Source organism: Neobacillus sp. plas4, assembly GCF_057221695.1.
Genome location: NZ_CM170152.1, coordinates 5,048,661 through 5,072,267 on the forward strand (window position 1 = coordinate 5,048,661; position 23,607 = coordinate 5,072,267).

Consider the following 23,607-nt stretch of genomic DNA (forward strand, 5'->3'; position numbering starts at 1 on the left):
CGTCATCCTTCCGCTTTTAACTCTAATAATAAATCACGAAGTTCGGCCGCTCGCTCAAAATTAAGCGCCTTTGCTTCTGTTTTCATTTCCTTTTCCATCGTGGCTATTAGCTTATCTTTTTCTTTCTTCGACATCTTACCAAAGGCTGCGGATGGTTTGTAGTCTTCCTGTTCTTCGGCAGCATGAGTGGCTCGAATCGACTCCCGAATTCCCTTTTGAATGGTCATTGGCGTAATGCCGTGCTTTTTATTATATTCTTCTTGAATTCTCCGACGCTCTCTTGTTACATTAATTGCTATTTCCATCGAATTTGTCATTTTATCCGCATACAGGATGACATGGCCATTGGCGTTACGAGCCGCACGGCCAATAGTTTGGATTAATGAACGTTCCGAACGGAGGAACCCTTCTTTATCGGCATCCAAAATGGTAATGAGAGAAACCTCTGGAATATCGAGACCTTCTCTTAGAAGGTTAATCCCGACAAGAACATCGTATTTACCGAGCCGCAGCTCACGAATGATTTCAATACGTTCAAGTGTTTTGACTTCAGAATGCAAATATTGAACTTTAATACCGATTTCTTTCAGATAATCCGTTAAGTCCTCTGACATTTTCTTTGTTAAAGTCGTAATCAATACACGTTCATTCTTCTTGATTCGCTCCTGAATTTCACCAATGATGTCGTCAATTTGTCCCTCAATAGGGCGCACTTCAATGGTTGGATCCAATAAACCTGTAGGACGAATGATTTGCTGAACCATTTCTGGAGTATGCTCAAGCTCAAATGGTCCTGGTGTTGCCGAAACAAAGATTGCATTGTGAATATGCTTTTCAAATTCATCAAAAGTCAACGGCCGGTTATCTAGCGCTGACGGAAGACGGAATCCGAAGTCAACAAGCACCTGTTTTCGTGCTCGGTCACCATTGAACATTCCCCTTACTTGAGGTAATGTAACATGCGATTCGTCAACAATGAGAAGAAAATCTTCTGGAAAATAATCGAGGAGCGTATATGGCGTGGAGCCTGCTGGTCTCAGAGTCAGATGGCGTGAGTAGTTCTCAATACCTGAACAAAAACCCATTTCACGCATCATTTCGAGATCGTAGCGAGTCCGCTGTTCTATCCGCTGTGCTTCGAGCAATTTATTCTCATCACGCAATTCTTCCAAACGTTCTTCGAGTTCTTTTTCAATGTTCTCAATCGCCAATCGCATTTTTTCTTCTCTAGTGACGAAGTGGGATGCAGGGAAAATGGCGATATGCTCACGTTCACCAATGATTTCTCCTGTTAAAGCATCTACTTCGCGAATGCGATCAATTTCATCTCCAAAAAATTCTACGCGGACACAATGCTCATCACGCGAAACAGGGAATATTTCCACAATATCGCCACGAACACGGAACGTACCACGCTTAAAATCAATATCGTTTCTTTCATATTGAATATCCACCAAACGGTGAAGCAGCTTGTTACGCTCAATTTCCATACCTGTTCTTAAAGAAAGTACCATCTCCTTGTATTCTTCAGGTGAACCGAGACCATAAATACACGATACACTAGCGATAATGATGACATCTTTCCGCTCAAACAAGGAGGAGGTCGCCGAGTGACGAAGCTTATCAATTTCATCGTTTATACTCGCATCTTTTTCAATAAATGTATCTGTCGATGGAACGTAGGCTTCAGGCTGAAAGTAATCATAGTAACTGACAAAATACTCAACAGCATTATTTGGGAAAAACTCCTTGAATTCGCTATAAAGCTGCCCCGCTAATGTTTTATTATGAGCGATCACAAGTGTCGGCTTATTTACTTCTTTAATTACATTGGAAACAGTAAAAGTCTTTCCCGTTCCGGTGGCACCAAGCAGCGTCTGATAACGCTTGTCCTCATTAATTCCCTGAACTAATTGACGGATCGCTTCCGGTTGATCACCTTGGGGCGAGTATTTCGAAACTAATTCAAATTGGTCCTTCACAAAATTCCCTCCCGATTCACACACTTTCTGGCTTTTCAACATGCAAAAAGTCCGGGATGGTGCCGGAAAGTGCTCCTCTTACATCTAATAGTATCATTCTAACACAATATCCTAAAAACTAACCAACAATATGCGAACCTACATTCGATTTTCTCGTAGATTATTAAGTTTATTTATATTAAAAGCAAAAAAAGCCTGCCATTTTATTGACAGACTTTGATTTTTGAATGAAGCTACGTTTTTTTGAGGACTCTTTGCTTCATCTTAGCTGCGAGCCAGAAACCGGCTGTTAAGGAAAATGCATCTATTACAATAAGTGGAAAGGTGTTGGTATAACCTTTATAAACAGAAGCAGCAATGAGTCCAACGGTTAATGCAAGACCAATGTAGCGATTATAAGTGACCCGGGTAAATAGCAGCACGAGCAATCCTGGCAATATAAACGCCGACAAGTATCTAAAAACCTCTTCCATGGGTACACCTCATTCATTTGTTTCTGTCTATCTATTTTAGAAATTTATTCACAAAATTGCAATAAATTAGCTGTATTTTTCAAGCTCTTTTCTTAAACTTTGTTGATTTTAGGAACAAGAATTAATAATTGTACTAAGTTAGTGCAAGAAATAGAGTAAATTAATAAGAAAAGAGCCTGCAAAATATATTCTAAAGTGCAAAATATCTATTACCACGTTAAAATCGGCTTTAAGATTTTAACAACAATCTTTACGAACACAGCCTTTATTAAATTAATTGCAATTTCCATGCGGGCTCGGGCAGCCAATTTCAGCTTTTTCGACTTGAATAGTACTATGCTCGATATGAAATTCATCATGAAGAATTTTTTGTGAACGAGCCAGAATATCATCATGGACGGCTTCATCTAAAATCGTAATATGACAGCTTAATACCGGATACCCAGAAGTAATGGTCCAGATGTGTAAATCATGAACTTCCTTAACAAGCGGGATTTTACTGAGGGCTTGTTTAACCTGCTGAATGTCAATTTGGGATGGTGCACCTTCCATTAGGATATGGAAGGAATCCCGGGTAACACGAAAACCGCTGATAATGATTAATACCGCGACAATCACACTGGCAATTGGGTCAGCAATGGTCCAGCCGAAGAACATAATCAACAAGGCTGCGACAATAGCTCCAACAGAGCCCAGCATGTCTCCCAGTACATGTAAAAACGCACTTCGAACATTTAGGTTATCATCCTTGTCACCACTCATTAGAATCCAGGCTGCGATAATGTTAACCACTAAACCTGTTACGGATACAATCAGCATCCCTGTACTTTGCACCTCAGGCGGAGCAAAGAAGCGCTGAAACGCTTCATAAAAGATATATAAGGAAATGATGATAAGAGTGAGCCCATTTAAAGCAGCGGCAATGATTTCAAAACGCTTGTAACCATAGGTTTTTTCCTGTGATACTTGTTTTTCTCCTAATTTAATTGCAAAATAGCTTAATCCTAGGGCTGCCGCATCGCTAAGCATGTGACCGGCGTCCGATAATAAAGCTAAGCTATTTGTTAGAATTCCGCCGATAACCTCAACCACCATAAAAACAGCAATTATAATAAAAGAACTCAGTAATGCTTTTTTATTACTAGAATGTGAATGCCCATGTCCATGTCCGTGACCATGTGAATGCCCATGAGAGTGTCCATGGTGATGATGATGTCCCATAAATATCCTCTCCCAACTAGAGTTGTCTCTTAGTTTTCTCTTATCTCTTTTTTGTAATGCTCTTTTCTTAAGCTCTGTTCCTTTTTGGAACAAAATTTTATGATTGTGCGAAGTTTCTGCAGAAAACAGCATTTAATAAGAAAAGAGCCAGCAAACTAAATTCTATAGCTCAAAATAGCTATTTCCAAGTTAAAATCGGTTTTAGGATTTTAACAAAGTTAAAATCGGCTTTAAGATTTTAACAACAATATTTACGAAAATAGCCTTTGTAATACATTCCTACCTTCGACTGGATACTTCTTCCTGATGTTCGAAGGCAATATGAATTAATTGTTTTACATGATCATCATCAAGGGAGTAATAGACTAATTTCCCTTCTTTACGGTATTTTGCAAGCCCCAAGCCATTCAGGTGGCGCAAATGGTGGGAAGCTGTCGCCGTTGTTGCTCCAACAATATTAGCCACATCACAAACACACAGCTCGTTTTCCATGGTAAGTGCATAAGCGATTTTCATTCGTGTTTCATCTGATAAGGCTTTAAAAAGCTTTGTGACCTCAACAATATTGCTTTTTTCAACTAAAGGCTGCATTCTTGTGGTTTTGTGTGTATCAACACAGGTAACCTCACAAATATCACGTTCCTTCATTCCATCACCTCATACATTCAAATCTTTATTTGATTATATGATATTCAAATCAAAGTTTGAATGTCAATCTTTTTTATTTTTTCAAAAAAAACTCCTTCTTATTAAACAGAAGGAGAGTTTTTCTTTATTGAATTGGATTGGGCGATTCTGCTTCTTCCAAAGCATGGACTGAATGTCTGCGAATCGATAATGTAAGCTCTGCAATAAAATACAATATAATTGCCGGCCAAATCCATGCCCATAGTAATTCGGAGACTTTATAAGCAGAAATAATGACAGGATGAATCCATTTGATACAGGCAAAAGAGAGCAGAATCCAACAAAGAGAAAATGGCAGGCAGATATGACCTTGAACTTGCAGCGGCATATCAGAATAATCCCACCATTGACGTTGGAAACATTTCTGTAGTAGTGCCCCGCTGACGTACTCTATAAAGGTAGGAATAAAAAAACATAGTAACAAAATAACTGGCCAACTTGTTTCCGGACCGATTAAATAAACCAAGAGAACAGGGGCAAAACCATACATCGGCTTAAAAGGTCCAAGAAAAAAATTCGGTTTAAAAAATTTCCGTTTTGTGACGAGGCTATAGGTATTCTCCAATAGCCAGCCAATTAACGAATAAATGGTAAAATAAAAAACAACAGCGGAAATTCCATCAAAATTTACATTCACAGGAGAGTTAAAGTCTAAAAAACTAATCATATGGCTAAACCACCTTTCTTGGATAATAAATTCCCCTGTTAGGTTTCGCACTCGTGGTTACAAATATACCGGTAAAGACAAAAAGGAGAGAGCAAGCTGACTCCCCTCCCCACAACTTTATCTTAGCTAATTTCTTCAACAAACTTTCTCTGATCCTGGACAAAAAGGATACCTAATTCATAATGGTCACCTTCATACAATGCCCGTTGTACGAATCGAACTTCACCATTGATATCCAAAACCTCGAGCTTACAATGAGCTCGATTTTTTTGCAGAGCTTCGTAAAAAACTTGTTCGTCAGTAATTTTCACACCATTGATTTTTGAAATTAATTCCCCAACTTGCAGCCCCATTTTGTGTGCTGGTGATTCAGGTATAATCCCAATAATCATTAAACCGTTGTTTTTCTTTGAAAAATAAAACGGTAAATTATCATCCTTCAACCGCAGTGTTAAGGAGATCATTTCACGGCCGATAATTGCCACAGCAGCAACTATAATTGATACAAGCGGATACCAATAACCAATAACAGCTAAAATGAGCACTAAGATTCCGAGTGTGATTACTCTTCGTCCATGCAGCTGAATCGCCTGCCTTGGCAGCATGCCTTGAATCTGCTGGCTAAATCCGACAGCAAACGGAACTAGGATTAAAGAGTAGGATTCCATACCGATATGAAAGACCGGCCACCACTCGAATGGCATTGTCAATACCTTCCCAGGAATTAGCAGGAACATTGGCAATAACCAGAAGCGTTTTACTTCATGAGCACCAACGCTCTGACCGCGCCTGCTTTTCACCAGTTTTGGAGACGTTCCTTTCGTTCCATTTTTTAAAATAAGAATTCCTTCTGCAAGTAATAAGAGTGCCAACAGGATGACAACAGAAGGATAGATTTTTTCATCTATATCCTTGAATAACCCTTCAAAGACTGGAATGCTCCAGTTATACTCTGCGATTATGATGATCCCGAAAAAGGCAGCACCGACTGTATAGACTGGCGACATTAACCGGATATTCGTTGTTAAACTCCATAAAAACGTAAAGCCTGCGGTGAGAAGGATGGCAGCAAACGGAACAGTTAAACCCGCCAAAACAGCAGCTACAGATAGCACTAGTCCTAGAATTAATCCTAATGGAAACAATTGTCGAAGTTCATAGTAAGCATCAAACGTCCTGTTATGGAAATTTTTCCGTTCCCGTTTAACTCTTGACACTCCCAGAATTCCGGAAAGGAAAATAAGATAGTAAAAAACAGGATGCAGAAAAAGTTTTCCTGTACCTTTTAACAACTCAATAAGCCATATTTGCACCAATTCAGTCACCACCCTTATTATAAAATCTATTAGTCTAGCCCTAAAGATTATTTTACCAAATTGGAAGAATAAAACCTATTGCTAGTTTCTTGAAAAATAAATTAATTGTCGAATTCTCTCCAGCCAACTACGGTCATTTTCCAAATTCAACGATTTTTCGTCAATATTTCCACGGAAATTCTCTTTCATCCCCAAGGAATTATATAATTTTGTCACATACAAAAACAGAGGCATAAGCCTCTGTTTCCCTGATTATTTTGCAATTAGCCGTAATGCAGTTTGCAGCTGGAGATCATTTTTCTCCTTTTTCATTTCTTTTATGGTTTCTTCTTCAAGCTTGGCAGCTGTTTTGGCATCAATTTTTCCAGTTGGCTGCAAGTTGTTATTTTGTTGAAAGGCTTTGACCGCAGTACTTGTTTCAGCGCTAAAATAACCATCCGTTCTCCCCGGAGCAAATCCTAAACCAGCTAATATTTCTTGCGCATTTTTTACCTGCTCATTGTTCATATCTTCTTTAAGTGGTTCCTCGATTTGGAGTGGATGGGTATTAAAAATAGCTGGCTGCTTGATTTCTATGTCAGGCTTAATCCCTTCCTTATGAATCCAATTTCCATCTGGTGTAAGCCATTTGAAAAGAGTTAACTTAATGTTGCTGCCGTCTCCCATTGGAACAGCCTGCTGTACGGTCCCCTTCCCAAACGTCGGCTCTCCAACCAACTGATAACCTGAGGCTTCTTTCAGTGCTCCTGCTAAAATCTCTGAAGCCGATGCACTGCCTTTATTGATTAAGACAGCAACAGGGTATTCTTTTTTCTCTGCTAAATTAGAGAAGTGCCGTTCCTTTTCCCCATTTCGCTGCTCTATTTGAATAAAGGGCTTATCCTTTGTAACAAATTCCTTTAAGATATCTTCTACACTTACCAGCAATCCACCTGGGTTTCCACGGACATCAATGATTAATCCCTCAATATCCTGTTTCTCTAACGAACGTAACTCCTCCTTAAAATCTGAGGCTGTCTCTTGAGAAAAGGACGTTATCTCAATATATCCGATCTTTTTCCCATCTTTCTTTTTTACAGAAGCATGTATGGTCTCGAGTGGAATTTCATCCCGTGTAACTTTAATGGTGAGAGGTTCCTTTAAGCCCTTCCGAGATATTTCCAAAGAGACAATAGTTCCCTTTTTACCACGTATTTTTAAAGTAGCTTTATTAAGGTCTAGTCCCTCGACACTTTTCCCATCTACCTTCAAAATCTCATCATTTGGCTTTATGCCTGCTTTTTCAGCTGGAGAATTTTTAAATGGAGAAATAATGACGATCTTTCCATCAACCATCCCCACCTCAGCTCCAATCCCTTCAAATGATGATTCTAAAGCTTGACTAAACTGCTTTGCTGTTTCCTTATTCATATAAACTGAATAGGGATCCTCTAATGCAGTTAACATTCCTTGAATTGCTCCCTCAACTAACTTCTCATTATCTACCTTTTCAACATATTTGCTTTGGATTAATTCATATGCCTGATTCACTTTTAAAAGTTCTTCTGTATCACTCTGACCCGTAACGATTTGTTCTTCTTCGGTAAAAGTTTGTTCAAGGGCTGTGTTCCCCTCTGTTTGTTCAAACCATTGCATTCCTGCATAAGTGCCCCCCGCTCCAGTAAGAAGCGAACCCACCACCATCAGGGCAATCCATTTACTTTTCATCCTGCTCCCCCTCATGTGCAGCTTCTATTGAATGTTCATATCCTAATCCCCTGCCCGTTTATTAACTATTATGTTAGGAAGGGACGAGTTATGCTAGAAAAGTAGATAGGTGCCTTGTATGGATTTTTCTTCATTAAAAAAAGGAAGAAGCATGGCTTCTCCCTTTTTTATAATTATGGCATTGGTACAATTCCAACTGGATTGATCGCATTACTTTTGCTGCCATTCCATTCCCCTCTATGAAGCTCAAAATGTAAATGTTTTCCAGTAGAGTCTCCTGTGTTACCCATAATTCCAATTTGCTGACCCTTTTTAACAACTGCTCCAGAGCTGACAAATCGCGCCTCCATATGAGCAGAAACAGTAGTATATGTTTGTCCATTAACTGAATGAGCAATAAAAACAACATTCCCATAACTGCTAGAATAATAGGATTGAATGACTACACCATCTGCAGCAGCCCATATTGGCACACCCGATGCTCTATTTGCTATATCAATTCCATAGTGGAACGAACCCCAACGTGGAGCAAATCCTGATGTAAATGTTCCATTAGCTGGAAGGGTGAAGGCCCCACTAGAGACAGGTGCAGTTGTTTGTGACGGGGTACTATTCCCTCCACCATTTCCTGACCCAGAGTTATTGTTTGCTGCTGCTGTTGCTGCTGAAGCAGCTGCAGCTGCGGCTGCCGCTGAAGCTGCTGCTGCCTCCTCTTGGCGCTTTTGTTCAAGCGCAATTGCTTTTTGGATGGCTGCTGATTGGGCAGCAAGTAGTTGTGCCTCTTCCTGTAGTTCCATTTTGTGCTCATGTATCTCATCTTCTTGCTGTTCTAGAGAAGCCAATAACCGATCCTTCTCAGCTCTTTGCGCATTCAATTGTTGATTCATTTTTTCTAAATCAGCTAGAATAGTTTGAACACTCGCAAGCTCTTCTTCTAGCTTGGCCTGATTTTCCTCTAAACTCTTTTTATCAGCTTCATGCTGCTTTAAAATATCCTGGTCTGCTTTCATAATCGTCGCTACCGCACTGGCACGGTCAATAAAGTCGCTAAAGTTATGTGAACCCATTAACACATCAAGGTAACTGACCATTCCGCCTGTTTCTTGATAATTGCGGGCGCGCTCCTTCAAGAGTTCATTTCGCTTTTCTATTCGTTCTTTTGTAACTCTAATTTCTTCTTGAAGTCTAGTAATTTCTGCCTTGGTTTCCTCCAATTCAGCTGTTTTTTCACTAATTTTCTTATGAGTGTCACCAATTGCAAAATCAATACGTGTCATTTCTTTTTTCACTTCAGACTGCTGTTCAATTAAACCATTAATCTGTTGGTCAGCATCGTTTATAGTAGATGATAATTCAGATTTTTCCTTTTCAATTTGATTTTGCTGATCCTTTAAGCTAGAAATGGACGCAGCCTCGACAACTCCCCCAAAAATACCACTTAATCCGACCGCTCCTGCAACCGCAAGAGTTACTATTGTTTTTTTCAAAGGTGTTTTCTCCCTCCTGCCTTTATTTATGTACGGTTATATCGTAATCATACGGCAAACATTAATCAGGAAGGACATATTCTTACTGTCCTTCCTCAAAAGAATTAAACTTTCAAGAATTTCCTTACTGACATCAAACTTCCCCAAATCCCAATTAATCCACCCATTAAAAGAAGAACTCCCGATACTTGATAAATAAATGGATTATATGGAAGAATTTGAATAAAGTTCCCTACTAACTTCGGTGCAAGATATTCATACGCATTATAGTAAGCAATCGAAATTAAGATAATTGGCAGGATAGCGCCTAGTATACCAAGCCATAACCCTTCTAAGAAAAATGGCCACCTAATAAAGCTATTCGTTGCTCCTACAAGCCTCATAATCTTAATTTCTCTTCGTCTTGCAATAATTGTAATCTTAATCGTATTGGAGATTAAGAAGATAGCCGTGAAAAATAAACCAGCAATTAATACAATACCGACATTACGGCTCGCTTCAATAAAGTTAAATAGTTTTTCGACGGTTCCCTTACCGTAAACAGCTTTGGTAACATACTCTAACTTTTCAATTTTATCTGCTGCTTTCATGGTATCTTTAGGGTTTTTCGTTTTTACAATGAACACATCGTTAAGTGGGTTGTCTTGTTCAAATAGTTTAAATGCTTGTCCTTCTTCACCCATACTCTTAATTAATTCTTGAAGCTCTTGCTCCTTGGATGAAAATTTCACATTTTGCACTTCTGATATCTTTTCAATCTCACCTTTTAAATTTTGCTGGTCCTGTTCATTCGCAGCAACATCGATGTGAACGCGAATTTGAACGTCCTCTTCTATGGTTTGAGCAACCTTATTTAGATTCATCATAATAACGAAAAAGACGCCTACTAAAATGAGTGTTACCGTAACCGCACTGACAGAGGCGAACGTCATCCAGCCATTTCTGCCAATACTCTTAAAGCTTTCCTGCGCATGACGGCCAAGAGTTCTAATTTTCATAACCGTAATCACCTCTTTGTTCATCACGTGCAATTTTTCCGGATTCAATTGCAATAACACGATGTTTAATCGTGTTCACGATTTCTCTGTTATGTGTCGCCATAACAATCGTAGTTCCTCTATTATTAATTTCCTCAAAGATATTCATGATTTCCCATGAAGTCTCGGGATCAAGGTTACCTGTAGGCTCGTCTGCAATTACTACCTTTGGAGAGTTAACAATCGAACGTGCGATGGAAACACGCTGCTGCTCCCCTCCAGACAACTCTGTTGGAAGCATTCTGGCTTTATGTTTAAGGTTTACAAGATCAAGGACTTCCATCACTCTCTTCTTGATAAACTTCGGCTGCGCTTCAATAACCTCTAAAGCAAAGGCAACATTTTCATAAACGGTCTTCATTGGCAATAATTTAAAGTCTTGAAAAACCACTCCAAGATTCCGGCGGAAAATCGGTACCTTCTTATTCTTTATCTTAGCCAAGTTAACGCCATTCATCGTTATCGTTCCTGATGTTGGTACTTCCTCACGATACATCATTTTAATAAAGGTAGATTTCCCAGCACCACTTGGACCAACCACATAAACAAACTCCCCCTGGTTAATCCGAACATCTATCCCATTTATCGCAGTAACCCCATTTGGGTACTTTTTAAATACATCTTGCATTTCTATCATATAGAATCACCTTTATAAGTTAGTTTCGAAACAAAAAGATTCGACAATAACCTCTTATTTTCTTGCACAAAAACAAAATCCTAGACAAAATATGCAGGATTTCGCATAAATTCATTATAACATTCTATACACGTAAAAAAACCGGTAAAATTATTACAGTTTCTTTTCAATACCTGTATAAGTTGTTATATATATCCTATATTTTTCGACAAAAGTTAACAGTATCTTAATAAAGTAATATAAGAATCATTAAAATAAAAAACGTTCTGCACAAATACAGAACGTTTACAACTATATTACTTTTTAGCTGCGAGCCAATCCGCAACCTTGTCAAGGTCATCACCTTCGATAAGTCCTCCTGGCATTCCGCCATTCGTACCATCCTTAATGATTGCAGCAATCTCATCCTTAGATTTGCTGGCTCCCACTGCTGTTAGGTCAGGTCCCATACCACCCTTTAGGTCACCGCCATGACAGCTTGAGCATTTTTGCGAGTAAATTTTTTCAGCATCCCCAGCAGAAGCTGTGTCGCCTCCACCCTCGTCATCCCCGCCGCCGCAAGCTGCAAGACTTATAACCAGAGCTGTTCCAAATAACATTTTTAGTAGCTTTTTCTTCATAACTACTCCCCCTTCAGAAGAATTTTCCATACGAAACTTATTATAGCCCCTATTAAGCCCTTTTGAAACCTTCTCCCAATACTTCTGAGGCGTCCATAACGACGATAAATGCAGATGGATCAAGGGTTTTAACCAATTGTTTCAATTTTGTGAACTCGCGCTGATCAACCACACACATCAGGACAGGCCTCTCGTTATCGGTAAAACCTCCATACGCTGAAAGTTTTGTGACACCCCGGTCGATTTTATTCAGAATTCCTTCACGCACTTCTTCTTGTTTATTTGTAATAATCATCGCCGTTTTCGACCTGCCAAAACCAACTTGGACTAAATCTATCGTTTTACTTGTCACATATAAAGCAATTAATGCATATAAACCGCGTTCTATATCAAAAACTAACGCTGCAGTTAGAACAATTAGCCCGTCAATGAGGACAACACTCGTTCCTAGGGTTAACCCTGTGTACTTCGTAATAATTTGCGCTGCCAAGTCTGTTCCGCCAGTAGAGGCATTTCCTCTAAAGACAATTCCTAAGCCCAGCCCCACGCCAATTCCACCAAACAATGCTCCGAGCAAAGCATCATTCGTCCATGGCTCAATATTCTTTGTTAAAAAAACGATAAATGGCAGAAAAACAGTACCCACTAGAGTTTTTATGCCAAATTGTTTTCCTAATAAAACAACTCCGGCAATAAATAATGGGATATTGAAAGCCCATTGGACATAGGCAGGCTCCCACCCGAAAACACTTAATAAAATTGTACTGATTCCACTAACGCCGCCTGAAGCGATTTGATTAGGCAGCAGAAATACATTAAAAGCGAGCGCGATTATAGCCGAACCAATTAAAATGTTTATGTATTCTACTATAGGATTAAATTTAGGTATAGTTTTTTTGTTTTTTCTGCGATTCATCGTACGATTCCCCTCTATATTACCATTATGCTATCATTTCTGATTTCAACCGATGTGAGTATAGCATGGCAACATTTAGCTGTAAATGGCATTGAGATAACGCATTAAAGGGATAAATTTTATTTAGTATTTGTCATTCATATCGTTTTTATGAGGGATTATTAATTGTCTATGTTCAAAAATGGGTTGATTATGGAAATGATAAGGTGTAAGTGAAATCCCAATAGTAAAGCCTTTGCCGACTCATTGGCAAAGGCTTTACTTATATTATGAAATTCTCGAACGCAGGTAAGCGTCGATAAACTGATCAATTTCTCCATCCATAACAGCTTGAACATTCCCGCTTTCGGCACCAGTTCGATGGTCTTTTACCATTGAATATGGGTGGAAAACATAGGAACGGATTTGACTTCCCCAGCCAATTTCCTTTTGTTCACCGCGAATTTCCAATAGTTCTTTCTCTTGTTGTTCGATTTCTCGCTGATAAAGCTTAGCCTTCAGCATTTTCATTGCTGCATCACGGTTCTTAATTTGTGAACGCTCGGATTGACAAGTCACCACTACCCCTGTTGGTGTGTGGGTAATCCTTACTGCAGAATCCGTTGTATTGATATGCTGTCCGCCGGCACCGCTGGCACGATACGTATCAATTTTGAGATCCTCTGTACGAATATCGATTTGAATTTCATCATTAAATTCAGGCATTACCTCACAAGATACAAACGATGTATGACGGCGTCCTGAGGCATCAAACGGTGATATCCTTACCAAACGATGTACACCTTTTTCTGCTTTTAAATAACCGTAGGCGTTATGCCCTCTAATAGCCAAGGTTACACTTTTAATCCCAGCTTCATCACCAGGAAGATAATCAAGCGTTTCAACCTTAAAGCCCTTCTTTTCAGCCCAGCGTGTATACATCCGAAGAAGTAAGGAGCCCCAGTCCTGTGACTCGGTTCCGCCCGCACCTGGATGTAACTCGAGGATTGCATTGTGTTTATCGTATTCTTCGCTCAACAGTAGCTGAAGTTCAAAGTCGTTTAATCTTGAGGTTAGTTTAACCAACTCTTCCTCAAGCTCTGCCTGTAATTCCTCGTCACTTTCTTCTTTTACAAGCTCGTAGCTGACTTCAAGATTCTCAAATGTTTCAAATAAATTCGTAAACTCATTTACCTGATCTTTTAGTGCGTTTGCTTCACTTATAACAGTCTGGGCTTTCTCTTGGTCATTCCAGAAATCAGGATGAAGCATTTGATCATCAAGTTCCGCTATTCTTGCTTCTTTATTTTCAAGGTCAAAGAGACCCCCTAAAGTCCGCTAAACGTTTAGCTGTTTTCTCAAGCTCATTTCGAATTTCCGCTAATTCCATTTTCTTCACCTCTATAAAAATTACGTCTGTTTGTAGCATATGACATGATCGTTCGTATGTTCCTTTTCCATTATAGACTGAGTATGGGGGGAATTACAAAAATAAATACAAGAAGTATTCAACGAGAACCCACCTGTGCATGATTACTACTTATCAACAGAAGGTTTAGTAAATCCCAAAAATGTTTGTGGATAAGTAGAGCCAATTGCATGACTTTTACAAAAATTTAAATAATTTATCCACATATCTACAAATCCACAGGACTTATCTACAATTTATTAACTACTTTAGGTAGATTAGCTAACTTATCCACAAACAAAAAAACGAGAGGAGGGCTCTCGTTTTTAAGGATTTGCTGGTTCAGGTAGGTAAATGGCTTTTTTAGGTGCATGTGCTGCATCCATATAGGATCTTTTAGCACCGCCATGGCAGGCAGAGCAGCTTTGTAAATCTGCTGATTGATGACCTAAGATTGGTTCACCAGAAGTATTCTTATCTTTTAATTTACCAGTCTTTCCATAAACCTCGGTTGTATTATTATGACATTTCAAACAGAATTGACGCTCATAGGCAGCATCCCATGCAGTGCCGGTTGTCTTAAATTTATCAGCATCTGCAACTTTTACATTACCAAGTTCTTCTCGCAGTAACATCATATTATTTGAACCATGTGTTTCATGACAATCTGCGCAGGCTAGTTGTCCATTAAGGGAACTGCCATCGACAGCAGTAATGTTATGACCAGATTCTGCTAATAAAGTTCCACTCTCATAGTATTGTTTAATATTTGGTGCTTTACTGCCATCGTGGCAGCTAAAGCAAAGGGTAAAATCTTCGATAGTACCAGTGGCTGTTCCCGCCTTTTTATATGTAAAGGTTTGGAAGTGACTTGCCCCCGGTTTTTGATCACTTTGAAGTCTAGCTGGATTTTCTGCTGTCCAAGAAGCATGTGGATTATGGCAGCTTGTGCATGATTCAGATTTCTTGGATACTGCGTCTGTGTGTTGATTATGTTTGTTTGTACTATTATATTTATCAGGCATTGGTGATCCATTCGTTCCATCATGACACACCATACAGAAATTATCTTCGGAAGCTCCAAACTCTCCACCTTCAAGTGTGGCAGTTTTTCCGGTATGTGTGCTATGACAATATGCACATGCATTGGTATTATTCGTGTAGTTTCCGTGAATATCTCCTATATGATATACATTGGTAGTAGTAAATTTAAAGAATCTAGGAAAGATCCTTTGACCAAATTCATTGGTTATAGCAGGATTTACATAAACATAATAAGTTGTGCTTGAATCTAACGGTGCAGCAGGGGTAAACATAATAACATAATCCCCATCTTCATTACGTTGTGGGATTTTCCCGTCTAATTCTTCTATACTTTTGATTTCTCCTTTACTTGATGAAACAAACAAAGGTTGAGTGTAATGTAATGCCCCAGTTTCTCTGATAACCACCATGATTGTTGAATCCAAAGGGACTTGGGTCATATCCTCAGCAGGTAAGTACTCACTTGCATTTGTAACACCTGGCGGGATAATTTTCATATCTACTATATATGGCCTTGGAACGTTATCTTCAACCGCAGTCTGTACAGTTTCTGTTGTCAGAATCACCGGCTCTATGATAGTTTCTTCCGTTAGTGTTTCCTTCACTTCGACAACTGGCTCTTTAACCGTAAAATTCATGCTTTTTTCGACTGACTTTCCGTCCATATCCATAAGGACAAAAGAAAGTAAATGATTTCCTTCGGTAAATTCCTTTGTAAATGCCCAATTACCGTTTTGGCCCTCAACAGAAATCTTCAACTGCCCATCATTCGTAATTTCAATAGGCTCACTCCCGGAATCAAGTTTCTCAAAAATTTTTAGTGAAAGCTGATCAGGTGGTGTACGATCATCTGACAAACTGCCTGTAAATTCAACCGTTGTAACATCAAACACCGCTGCTTCACTCGGAGTTTTCACCTCTAAATAAGGATCACCTTGAGCAGAAAAAACGATGTCAGCAGGAGAATAAGAAAGGAAAGAACTAAGGAAAACGCTCGTTATGACAATATATGAAAATAACCTTTGTCTATAGTTCGTCCTCTTCATAATATCCACCTTTTTCTGTACATAATAAAAGCCATTTAGCGCTTTTTTCTTTTATTATATCAACTGATTTAACATTAATTATCATCGTTAAGGTATTCTTTTTGACAATTTGGCAACAGGCTGTACTAATAAAACAAGGCAGTAATAATTTCTATTACTACCTTGTTTACTAACTAATTTGTAAAACCAAATTTGAGGTTAATAATAGCAGAGCTATTTGTTAGCCTTTTTATCTTGTTGGTTTACCTGAGTAGTTTCCGCCTGCTACAGGAGGTGTGTCAAGTTTATAGGTAGTTTGGTGACATGCCCAACATACGGTCATGTTCGTATATTTTTTGATAGCAGAGCCTCCAGCGCTGACATCTTTCATATATTCTGCAGCTTTTTCTTGAGTCCAGCCAGACTTTACATAGTCAGCAACTGTTTTACCAGCTGTATCTTTTAATAATGTAATGTCAGTACCGTGTGCGTAGTGACAGCTTGCACAGTTTCGTCCAGCTTTATAGCTGTTAGTTGTATGAGAATAGTGGCCATCAACACGTTCCGAACCGCTTGACTTTAAGTAATCTTCGTGACACGTAGAACAGAAGTTTGAATAAACACGTTGTGGAACATCAGGTAAATCTTGGTTTACAAATACAGGACCTTTAGATTGATAGATTTTTAAACCAGTTGGGCCAGTACTAGCATTGAATTCTGCAAAAGCAGGATCTTCAACTAGTTCAAGATCAATTGCTTTTGTAGAATAAGTTTTACCGTTAACAGTTGTTTTTAATAAACGATCGTTTACCGATCCGTGTGGATTGTGACAGCTGGAACATTGTAGTTCTTCATCAGTTGGATTTAGTGCACCGGGTGCAGAAGCCACTGCAACCGTACCTACATTGTGCATAGAAGAACTATCATGGCTGCTATTGAATACACCAGCGCCAGAATTCTTTTCTACGTTATAGAAGCCTAATGTGCCATCGTGGCAAGTTAAACACAAGTCTGATTCAGTTTCTTCAAATTTTAATAGTGTTGCGCTATCCCCATTGTGGGTGCTGTGACAGTTCCCACAAGAGTTTGTGTTGTTTTGAAAATTTCCGTGCGTTCTGTGAGATGCTACATTTCCATTGTTATCAATAGTACCAACGTTAATCCCAGGGGCTGGGTTGTTTGGTGAAGGAACAAACGGTTCTTCAGCAGAAGCCATTGCAGCAAACATGCTAAACAACAACAACGTAAATAAAGCAGTTAAGCCTAATTTAATCTTGCTCATTCTTAAAAACCTCCCAAATTTCTCTCTCTCTCTCTTTCTCTCTCTTTTTTACATAAAACTTATCAGTTTTAATTTTTTACAAATTGTAATAATATTGATAGAAAACAAGGTAGTAAAGATCAATTTACTACCCTGTTCCATTTGAACTTTTATTGAGCTAACAAATAGTGGGGCTATTTGTTGGCTTTTTTTTTATCGAATATTAGCTTTTTCATTGAATGTAGGAATCATCTTGTTGTATCTTGTGCTCCATACGTAGTTCCATAATTCACCAGTACCAGCGTTTGGATCTCCTACTTGTGCAGGCATTGGAGTGTCAAGCGGGTGACTTGATGTATGACAAGTCCAACAAACAGACATGTTAGTGTACTTTTTATTGTTTGAACCACCAGCACTTACATCTTTCATGTATTCCTTCGCAACAGCATCTGTCCAGCCCATACCGCCATCTGCAACTGGCTTAGTATAATCTGCAAGTGTTTTACCAGCAGCGTCTTTTAGAAGTGTAATATCTGTTCCGTGAGCATAGTGACAGCTTGCACAGTTACGTCCAGCTGAAGAGCTGTTTGTAGTATGTGAGTAGTGACCAAGAGCTGTTTGCTTTCCGCTGCCAGTGTCATAAGTATCATGACAAGTAGAACAGAAGTTAGCATAGTTAACTTTATCTGCAGATTCTTTAGGACCAACTGATTTTGTAATCTTTAATCCAGAGTTTGTAGAGCTGCTGTTGATCGCTGCAAATTCTGGGTCTTCAGTTAAAGCAAGTTTAATTGGTGTTGTAGAATACGTTACACCAGCAACAGTTTGTTTTAATAAACGGTCATTAGTAGATCCGTGTGGATTGTGACAGCTAGAACATTGTAATTGCTCTTCATTAGCTTTTTGATCAAGAGCACCAGGAGCTGCTCCAATTGCAACAGTACCTACATTGTGCATAGAGGAACTTTCATGAGTAGTGTTGAAAGTACCTGCACCTGCACCTTGTCCTTTTACGTTATAGAAGCCTAAAGTACCATCATGACATGTCAAGCAAAGATCAGCTTCAGTTTCTTCGAACTTCAATAGTGTTGCACTGTCCCCATTGTGCGTGCTGTGGCAGTTTGCACAAGAGTTAGTGTTATTTTGGAAATTACCATGTGTTCTGTGTTGGTTTACTTCACCATTGTTATCGATGGTTCCAACATGGATGTCTGGTGCTGGGTTGCCAGGCGTTGGAACAAACGTTCCTTCTGCAGAAGCAAATGCGGCGAACATGCTTAATAAAATAAGCGTAAATAATGCTGTAAATCCTAATTTCACCTTGCTCATCTCTAAAAACCTCCCAATTTCTTTCTCTCTTTTTTTCTCTCTAGTATGTTTGACTTCTAAAACGTTAGCTCTTTTTCCTCGCATCACCACCTTTAAGGAGATCACTATTTCCCATATACCGAAAGGAAGGGATCTTTATCTAGAAATATAGAAATCACGTAGAATAAAAAAGGGAGGTTTTTTAAGGTCTCGTGAACATTATTGCTAGATTTCTGTGTGAATTACTTTATTAAAGGACATTACTTTAGTAAAACACTGAAATTCTTTGATTGATGGTATCTGTTACATATATGGCACCAAATTCATCAATGAATAGTCCGTTTGGCAGATATAGCTGGCCATTGTCTGTCCCCATTCCACCTAATTCCCTTACTTTTTTTCCATCTTGGTCAAAGGCATAGATGTTATGTGATAAATTACTGACTACATAAACGGTTCCTTTTGAATCAACAGCTACTCCGCGGGGATTTACGAAGAGCGCAGTACCTTTACCATCTTCTGATCCATTGATAATTCTAATAAATTTTCCGTCTTTATCAAAAACTTGAACTCTATTATTTCCTGAATCTGTGACATAAATTTGGTTATCTTGGTCGACTGCAACGGCATTAGGGGCGATGAACTTCCCTTCATCCTGACCGGCACCGCCGATTTCCATTAGCTTTTTACCTTGTAAATCAAAAATGAACAACTTGTTTGATTTAATATCCGTGACATAAAGCTTTTCGTCGTAGATACGTAATCCACCAGGTGATTGAATCAATTTATCGTTGTCTGGGAAGAATTTAATAAATTCCCCTTTAGAGGTAAAAATGGAAATGTTCCCATTATATAAATCAGCTACATAAACTTGTTCATCTTTATCACCGGCAATTCCGTATGGGAATTGGAATTGTCCTTTTTCCGTACCTTTTTTACCGAATGCATTTACATTATTACCGGACTGGTCAAAAACCTGCACTTGAGTATTTTTGGTATCCGAAACGTAAATAAATTCTCCAATTTTCGCAACATCCATTGGCTTGTCTAAAGGCGCTTCAAAGCTGCCATAAAAAGACTGTCTAAATTCTGGTTCTCCCCCATCAGTAGGGTTCGCTGCTGCCACAATTGGCTTTAGCGTTGGCCCCAAATCCATAAAGGTGATGGCTGAGAATAGGGCTATAGAAAGTACAACCATGGCACTCATCCATATATACGTTGTTGACTTTTTCAATTCTAGTCATCTCCTTTTATTTGCTGTCTTTTCCTGCTATTCTAGTTAATGCTTCAGAAGCAGGCTTATAAAGAGGGTCATAGCTTAATGCCTTTTTGTACAGTTCCTCAGCATCTTGTACATTACCTTGATCCTCTGCTACTCTGCCAATCTCGAAAATAATATCATTATTAACAGGCATTAATTTATCTGCTTCCTGAAGAGAAGCTAATGCTTTCTCATACATTTTGAGTTTACGATAAATCATACCCTCTAATAAATGACCTTTATAATCTCTTGGAGCTAACTCAACTGCCTTATTAGATTGCTTAAGTGCATCATCATAGCGTTCTTCATCGTTATAGACCAGCCCAAGATTAAAATACGCCGAAACATTCTTTTTATCTAAGTCGATAGCCATTTGTAACTGTTTAATAGCTTCTTCATTCTCACCATTTAAATGATAGGAATAGCCAAGATTTACACGATGCTCTGGTTTATTTGGTTCTTTGCTAACCAAACCTTCATAATAGTTTACTTGCTGTACAATTCGATCCTGATTCTGCTTACTCCAAATAAATTTGTCGCTGATCATATAGCCGCCAACCAAGCTGATAAGAAGTGTCGCAATAATTAAGGATATTCCCTGTAATTTAGTGAAGCGGTCATTTTTTTTCTTAATCACCGTATCCTTGTTTGTTTCCGGATTTTCTTTTATTGGGAGTTCATGGGCCTCCATAAGAATCCTCCTCATACTTCATCATTATTTTCTGTTGGATATTATCAATCCGTTTTGAAGATTGAAACCTACAAAAGCTAAAACTCAAATTGCACTGTTATAAAAATATCGGAAAGCCCAAGCTGACTTGGGCCCAGCTTATTCTTTTTTGTGACAGGAACTGCACGTCTTTTTGACATGGCAGGTATAACAGCTTTCTTGCGGATTATTAACATTTCCCACTGCAACAGGATGATTATCACGCCACTTATTTAAATGCTTCATCTGATGACAGGATGAACAATTCACTGTATTACTGCTTGATGTGTTTGATCGATTTGGCTCATGGCATGTATAGCAGTTTTCTTCGTTATTGCTTGCTTTGGAGCCGTGGTTACCAAAGAACGAATCTGCATGACTCTCTGGTCGAATTTTGTGGCAATCCTGACAATAAGTGTTTTCTTTTGCATACGTTCTTTCTGTTTTAGGAGATTTTCCGCTGTCAGTCTGTATATATTTGTCCAGAACTGAAGCACCTTCATAACCTTCAAGGTCTACAGAGGACATATATCGATGACAGGAATTACAATCCTTCAATTCTTCCTTTGCCTGTTTTCCGTGTGTTTTGGTTTTAAAATTTGTTTCTTCATGGCTCTTTGGAATCATACCGGTAGTATGACAGGCACTGCATTCAGTTGTGACTTGTCTAGATTCATGACAATCCATACATGTATCCATTGTTGGGCGTGTCCATTTCAAATCAGCCATTGCCGCAACTCCTAAATCACTATCCCATTTATCATAATCTGTCTTAAAGGTCATTTCTCTATCGGCAATTTCACCGTGGGCGACTCCGCTATGACATTGAATACATGTAACGTCTTCTTCTTTATGCTTATCATGTGGGATGATGATATCTCCAGAAACTGTAAATTCTCTCTGCAACACATTGTGACAGCTTTCACATGTACTATCTGGAATCTCGTCAGGCATTCGTATTGGTGCTACATTTTGTTCATCACTTTTATTTACGGCCTTAGTGATTAACCCAATTTTATCCTTAGCTGTCTGCTTAATCCCTGGTTCGATATGACAATTAACACAATCCACTTCACTATGCGAAGAAGCCTTCCACGTAAAGTATTCAGGTTGCATCTCATGACATGAGGCGCAGAACTTAGAGCTTGAAGTTGCCTCTAGCCCGAACACCCCGAGGGAGAAGAAAAGGGCTAGAAACAACACAGTTAGTGTCATAAATTTATATAATCTTAAGCGAGAACGGGGAGGGTTCGACAGCTGTTTTTGTTCTTCATCCATAAAAGCGTCCCTCCAGAGTATTTTTCTTAGTTTTTCACATCATCTTTAAAGCCAGTTCTATGGCAATATTGACAGTAAACATCTGTTGGTGCTTTTACATCCTGTGAATCTGCTTTTGGCTCTTCACGATCATGGCAGACAAAACATTCTGCCTTTAGATCTGCCGTGGTAGCTTTACTGGCATGTGATGTTAAGTATTGATCACTTTCACCGTGACTTGCTGGACGTTCAGAGTGACAGGCACTACAGAATTTATTGATTCTTGACTGCTCTCTGACAATAGTAATGTTCGGTTTATATTTATGATCTTTATCTTCTTCCTCTACTTCAGCCATTTTTAAAAGAGAGATAAGATCTTCTTCCGGAATATCTCTAAACCACTTAGAATCCTGGTGACAATCCACACATTGATCAAGTTGATTAAGAGCAGTTCCTCCGTGATTATTATTCCAATCCGCAACTTTGTGGTCTTCCGGAATGTTCACTTGTTCATGACAAGTTTCACATGCCATTGAAAGCTTAACGTCCTTCTGCTGTTTTCCAAGTGCTTCTAGTATTAGTTTTTGTGTTTTTTCGTCATGCTGTGCAACGGCTTCTTTCGCTTCTTCTTCGGTAGCTGCCTCATGTTTTACTGCGTTTGAAGTTTTCTTTGCTGCTTCTTCAAGGTGTTCTGGATTAGGTGGTACAAGATATGCGACATCTGTCCATGGCTTTTCACCGTTATTCACTTTATCGTGACAGTCAATACACGTTCCCATATTTGGAGCCAAGTATTTCTTTTCCATCATTTGCTGTGCAACTTCTTCTGTCCAGTGACCGCGGACTTCCTCAGTGTTGATACCGCGGGCCGCTATTTTCGCGTGTGCAATTCCGGCATGACAGCTGATACAAGGGACACCTTCTTCAATATGTCCTTTGTGGTTAACGATTAAGTCACCGGAAGCTGAAACAAGTCGATTTTTCGAGTGACATTGCAGACAGTTTTCATCTGACACAGCCTCATGCTCGGTTTGAACAATCTGTTCAGGTATGCCCATTACGTGATGATAAACTTCCTTTAATGAAATTACCTTATGTGTCATCATGTTGACGAATCCAGGTTTTATATGACACTGTACACAGGAGATCTCACTATGTGAACTTGCTGTAAATGTTGTATACTCTGGTGCCATTTCATGACAGCTGGCACAGAATGATGGCGAATTTGTGAAAGATATGACACCATATCCCCCGCCAAAAATGACGATAAATGCAACAATCGATGCAAATAATAATTTCCATCGATTAACTGGATCCTTCCAATTTATGTTTTTGACTTTAGACATAAGTCTGCGTATAGGGCCCGTTTTCTTTTTATTTTCACTCGTTTCAGGTTTTTCTTTATTTTTCTTCCCCCAAAAGGCCACTCTACTCACCCTTCCCATTTCTTATTTTTCTCTCTATATAATTTCTAAGTTAACCTCTCTAATGGTAGTATCTAACATTGTAAAAGTATTTTCCAATGTACAATTTGTGAATAATTTCTCATAGGTAAGTCACATGACCTTTCTCCTAAAAACAACATGTAAACACTGATAAATAAAG

General features: G+C 38.9%; 20 protein-coding genes. All 20 read right to left on the reverse strand.

Going from position 1 to position 23,607, the window contains the following annotated elements; genetic code table 11:
• Positions 1–2: 2 nt before the first annotated feature.
• The gene (uvrB, locus tag AC2TFD_RS25560; RefSeq protein ID WP_335516769.1) at positions 3–1,982 is read right to left on the reverse strand and encodes an excinuclease ABC subunit UvrB; all 1,980 of its coding nucleotides are present in this window, start codon (positions 1,980–1,982) and stop codon (positions 3–5) included.
• Between the two features lie 233 nt (positions 1,983–2,215).
• Positions 2,216–2,455, reverse strand: a complete 240-nt coding sequence (locus tag AC2TFD_RS25565; protein ID WP_335516771.1) for a CsbA family protein — start codon at positions 2,453–2,455, stop codon at positions 2,216–2,218.
• A 273-nt stretch (positions 2,456–2,728) separates the two neighbouring features.
• Positions 2,729–3,676, reverse strand: a complete 948-nt coding sequence (locus tag AC2TFD_RS25570) for a cation diffusion facilitator family transporter (RefSeq protein WP_484674179.1) — start codon at positions 3,674–3,676, stop codon at positions 2,729–2,731.
• A gap of 279 nt (positions 3,677–3,955) precedes the next feature.
• Entirely contained in the window at positions 3,956–4,324 is a 369-nt protein-coding gene (locus AC2TFD_RS25575) for an ArsR/SmtB family transcription factor (RefSeq protein ID WP_484674180.1), read from the reverse strand.
• A 124-nt stretch (positions 4,325–4,448) separates the two neighbouring features.
• Positions 4,449–5,030 (reverse strand): putative ABC transporter permease, encoded by a 582-nt coding sequence (locus tag AC2TFD_RS25580; protein WP_484674181.1) that lies wholly within the window; start codon positions 5,028–5,030, stop codon positions 4,449–4,451.
• A 122-nt stretch (positions 5,031–5,152) separates the two neighbouring features.
• Positions 5,153–6,346, reverse strand: a complete 1,194-nt coding sequence (locus AC2TFD_RS25585) for a PDZ domain-containing protein (protein WP_484674182.1) — start codon at positions 6,344–6,346, stop codon at positions 5,153–5,155.
• Positions 6,347–6,598: 252 nt separating this feature from the next.
• Positions 6,599–8,053, reverse strand: coding sequence for a S41 family peptidase (locus AC2TFD_RS25590; RefSeq protein ID WP_335514048.1), 1,455 nt, complete (start codon positions 8,051–8,053; stop codon positions 6,599–6,601).
• Between the two features lie 173 nt (positions 8,054–8,226).
• Positions 8,227–9,540 (reverse strand): murein hydrolase activator EnvC family protein, encoded by a 1,314-nt coding sequence (locus AC2TFD_RS25595; protein ID WP_484674183.1) that lies wholly within the window; start codon positions 9,538–9,540, stop codon positions 8,227–8,229.
• Between the two features lie 104 nt (positions 9,541–9,644).
• Positions 9,645–10,538: a permease-like cell division protein FtsX gene (gene ftsX, locus AC2TFD_RS25600; protein ID WP_335514044.1), complete on the reverse strand. Its 894-nt coding sequence runs from the start codon at positions 10,536–10,538 to the stop codon at positions 9,645–9,647.
• A complete protein-coding gene (ftsE, locus tag AC2TFD_RS25605) occupies positions 10,528–11,214 on the reverse strand; it encodes a cell division ATP-binding protein FtsE (RefSeq protein ID WP_335514042.1) in 687 nt (228 codons plus the stop codon). Before ftsE ends, ftsX begins: the two co-directional genes overlap by 11 nt.
• 296 nt (positions 11,215–11,510) lie before the next feature.
• Positions 11,511–11,834: a cytochrome c551 gene (gene cccB, locus AC2TFD_RS25610; RefSeq protein ID WP_335518149.1), complete on the reverse strand. Its 324-nt coding sequence runs from the start codon at positions 11,832–11,834 to the stop codon at positions 11,511–11,513.
• A gap of 52 nt (positions 11,835–11,886) precedes the next feature.
• Positions 11,887–12,750, reverse strand: a complete 864-nt coding sequence (locus AC2TFD_RS25615; RefSeq protein WP_335568870.1) for a YitT family protein — start codon at positions 12,748–12,750, stop codon at positions 11,887–11,889.
• A 267-nt stretch (positions 12,751–13,017) separates the two neighbouring features.
• Positions 13,018–14,119, reverse strand: a protein-coding gene (gene prfB / locus AC2TFD_RS25620; protein ID WP_335518154.1) for a peptide chain release factor 2 whose coding sequence is annotated in 2 segments (ribosomal slippage) — positions 13,018–14,046 and positions 14,048–14,119 — 1,101 coding nt in all. Because the reading frame shifts where the segments join, the coding sequence is not laid out codon by codon here.
• 344 nt (positions 14,120–14,463) lie between these two features.
• Positions 14,464–16,227, reverse strand: a complete 1,764-nt coding sequence (locus AC2TFD_RS25625; protein WP_484674184.1) for a hypothetical protein — start codon at positions 16,225–16,227, stop codon at positions 14,464–14,466.
• Positions 16,228–16,456: 229 nt separating this feature from the next.
• Positions 16,457–17,488, reverse strand: a complete 1,032-nt coding sequence (locus AC2TFD_RS25630; protein ID WP_484674185.1) for a cytochrome c3 family protein — start codon at positions 17,486–17,488, stop codon at positions 16,457–16,459.
• Between the two features lie 192 nt (positions 17,489–17,680).
• A complete protein-coding gene (locus AC2TFD_RS25635) occupies positions 17,681–18,796 on the reverse strand; it encodes a cytochrome c3 family protein (protein ID WP_335568866.1) in 1,116 nt (371 codons plus the stop codon).
• 244 nt (positions 18,797–19,040) lie between these two features.
• Positions 19,041–20,009, reverse strand: a complete 969-nt coding sequence (locus AC2TFD_RS25640; protein WP_484674186.1) for a 6-bladed beta-propeller — start codon at positions 20,007–20,009, stop codon at positions 19,041–19,043.
• A 16-nt stretch (positions 20,010–20,025) separates the two neighbouring features.
• Positions 20,026–20,727 carry a tetratricopeptide repeat protein gene (locus tag AC2TFD_RS25645; protein ID WP_335510965.1) on the reverse strand — a complete coding sequence of 234 codons (702 nt, stop codon included), beginning with the start codon at positions 20,725–20,727 and terminating at the stop codon, positions 20,026–20,028.
• A 138-nt stretch (positions 20,728–20,865) separates the two neighbouring features.
• Positions 20,866–22,023 (reverse strand): cytochrome c3 family protein, encoded by a 1,158-nt coding sequence (locus AC2TFD_RS25650; protein WP_335510967.1) that lies wholly within the window; start codon positions 22,021–22,023, stop codon positions 20,866–20,868.
• 26 nt (positions 22,024–22,049) lie between these two features.
• A complete protein-coding gene (locus AC2TFD_RS25655) occupies positions 22,050–23,429 on the reverse strand; it encodes a NapC/NirT family cytochrome c (RefSeq protein WP_335568863.1) in 1,380 nt (459 codons plus the stop codon).
• Between the last annotated feature and the right edge of the window lie 178 nt (positions 23,430–23,607).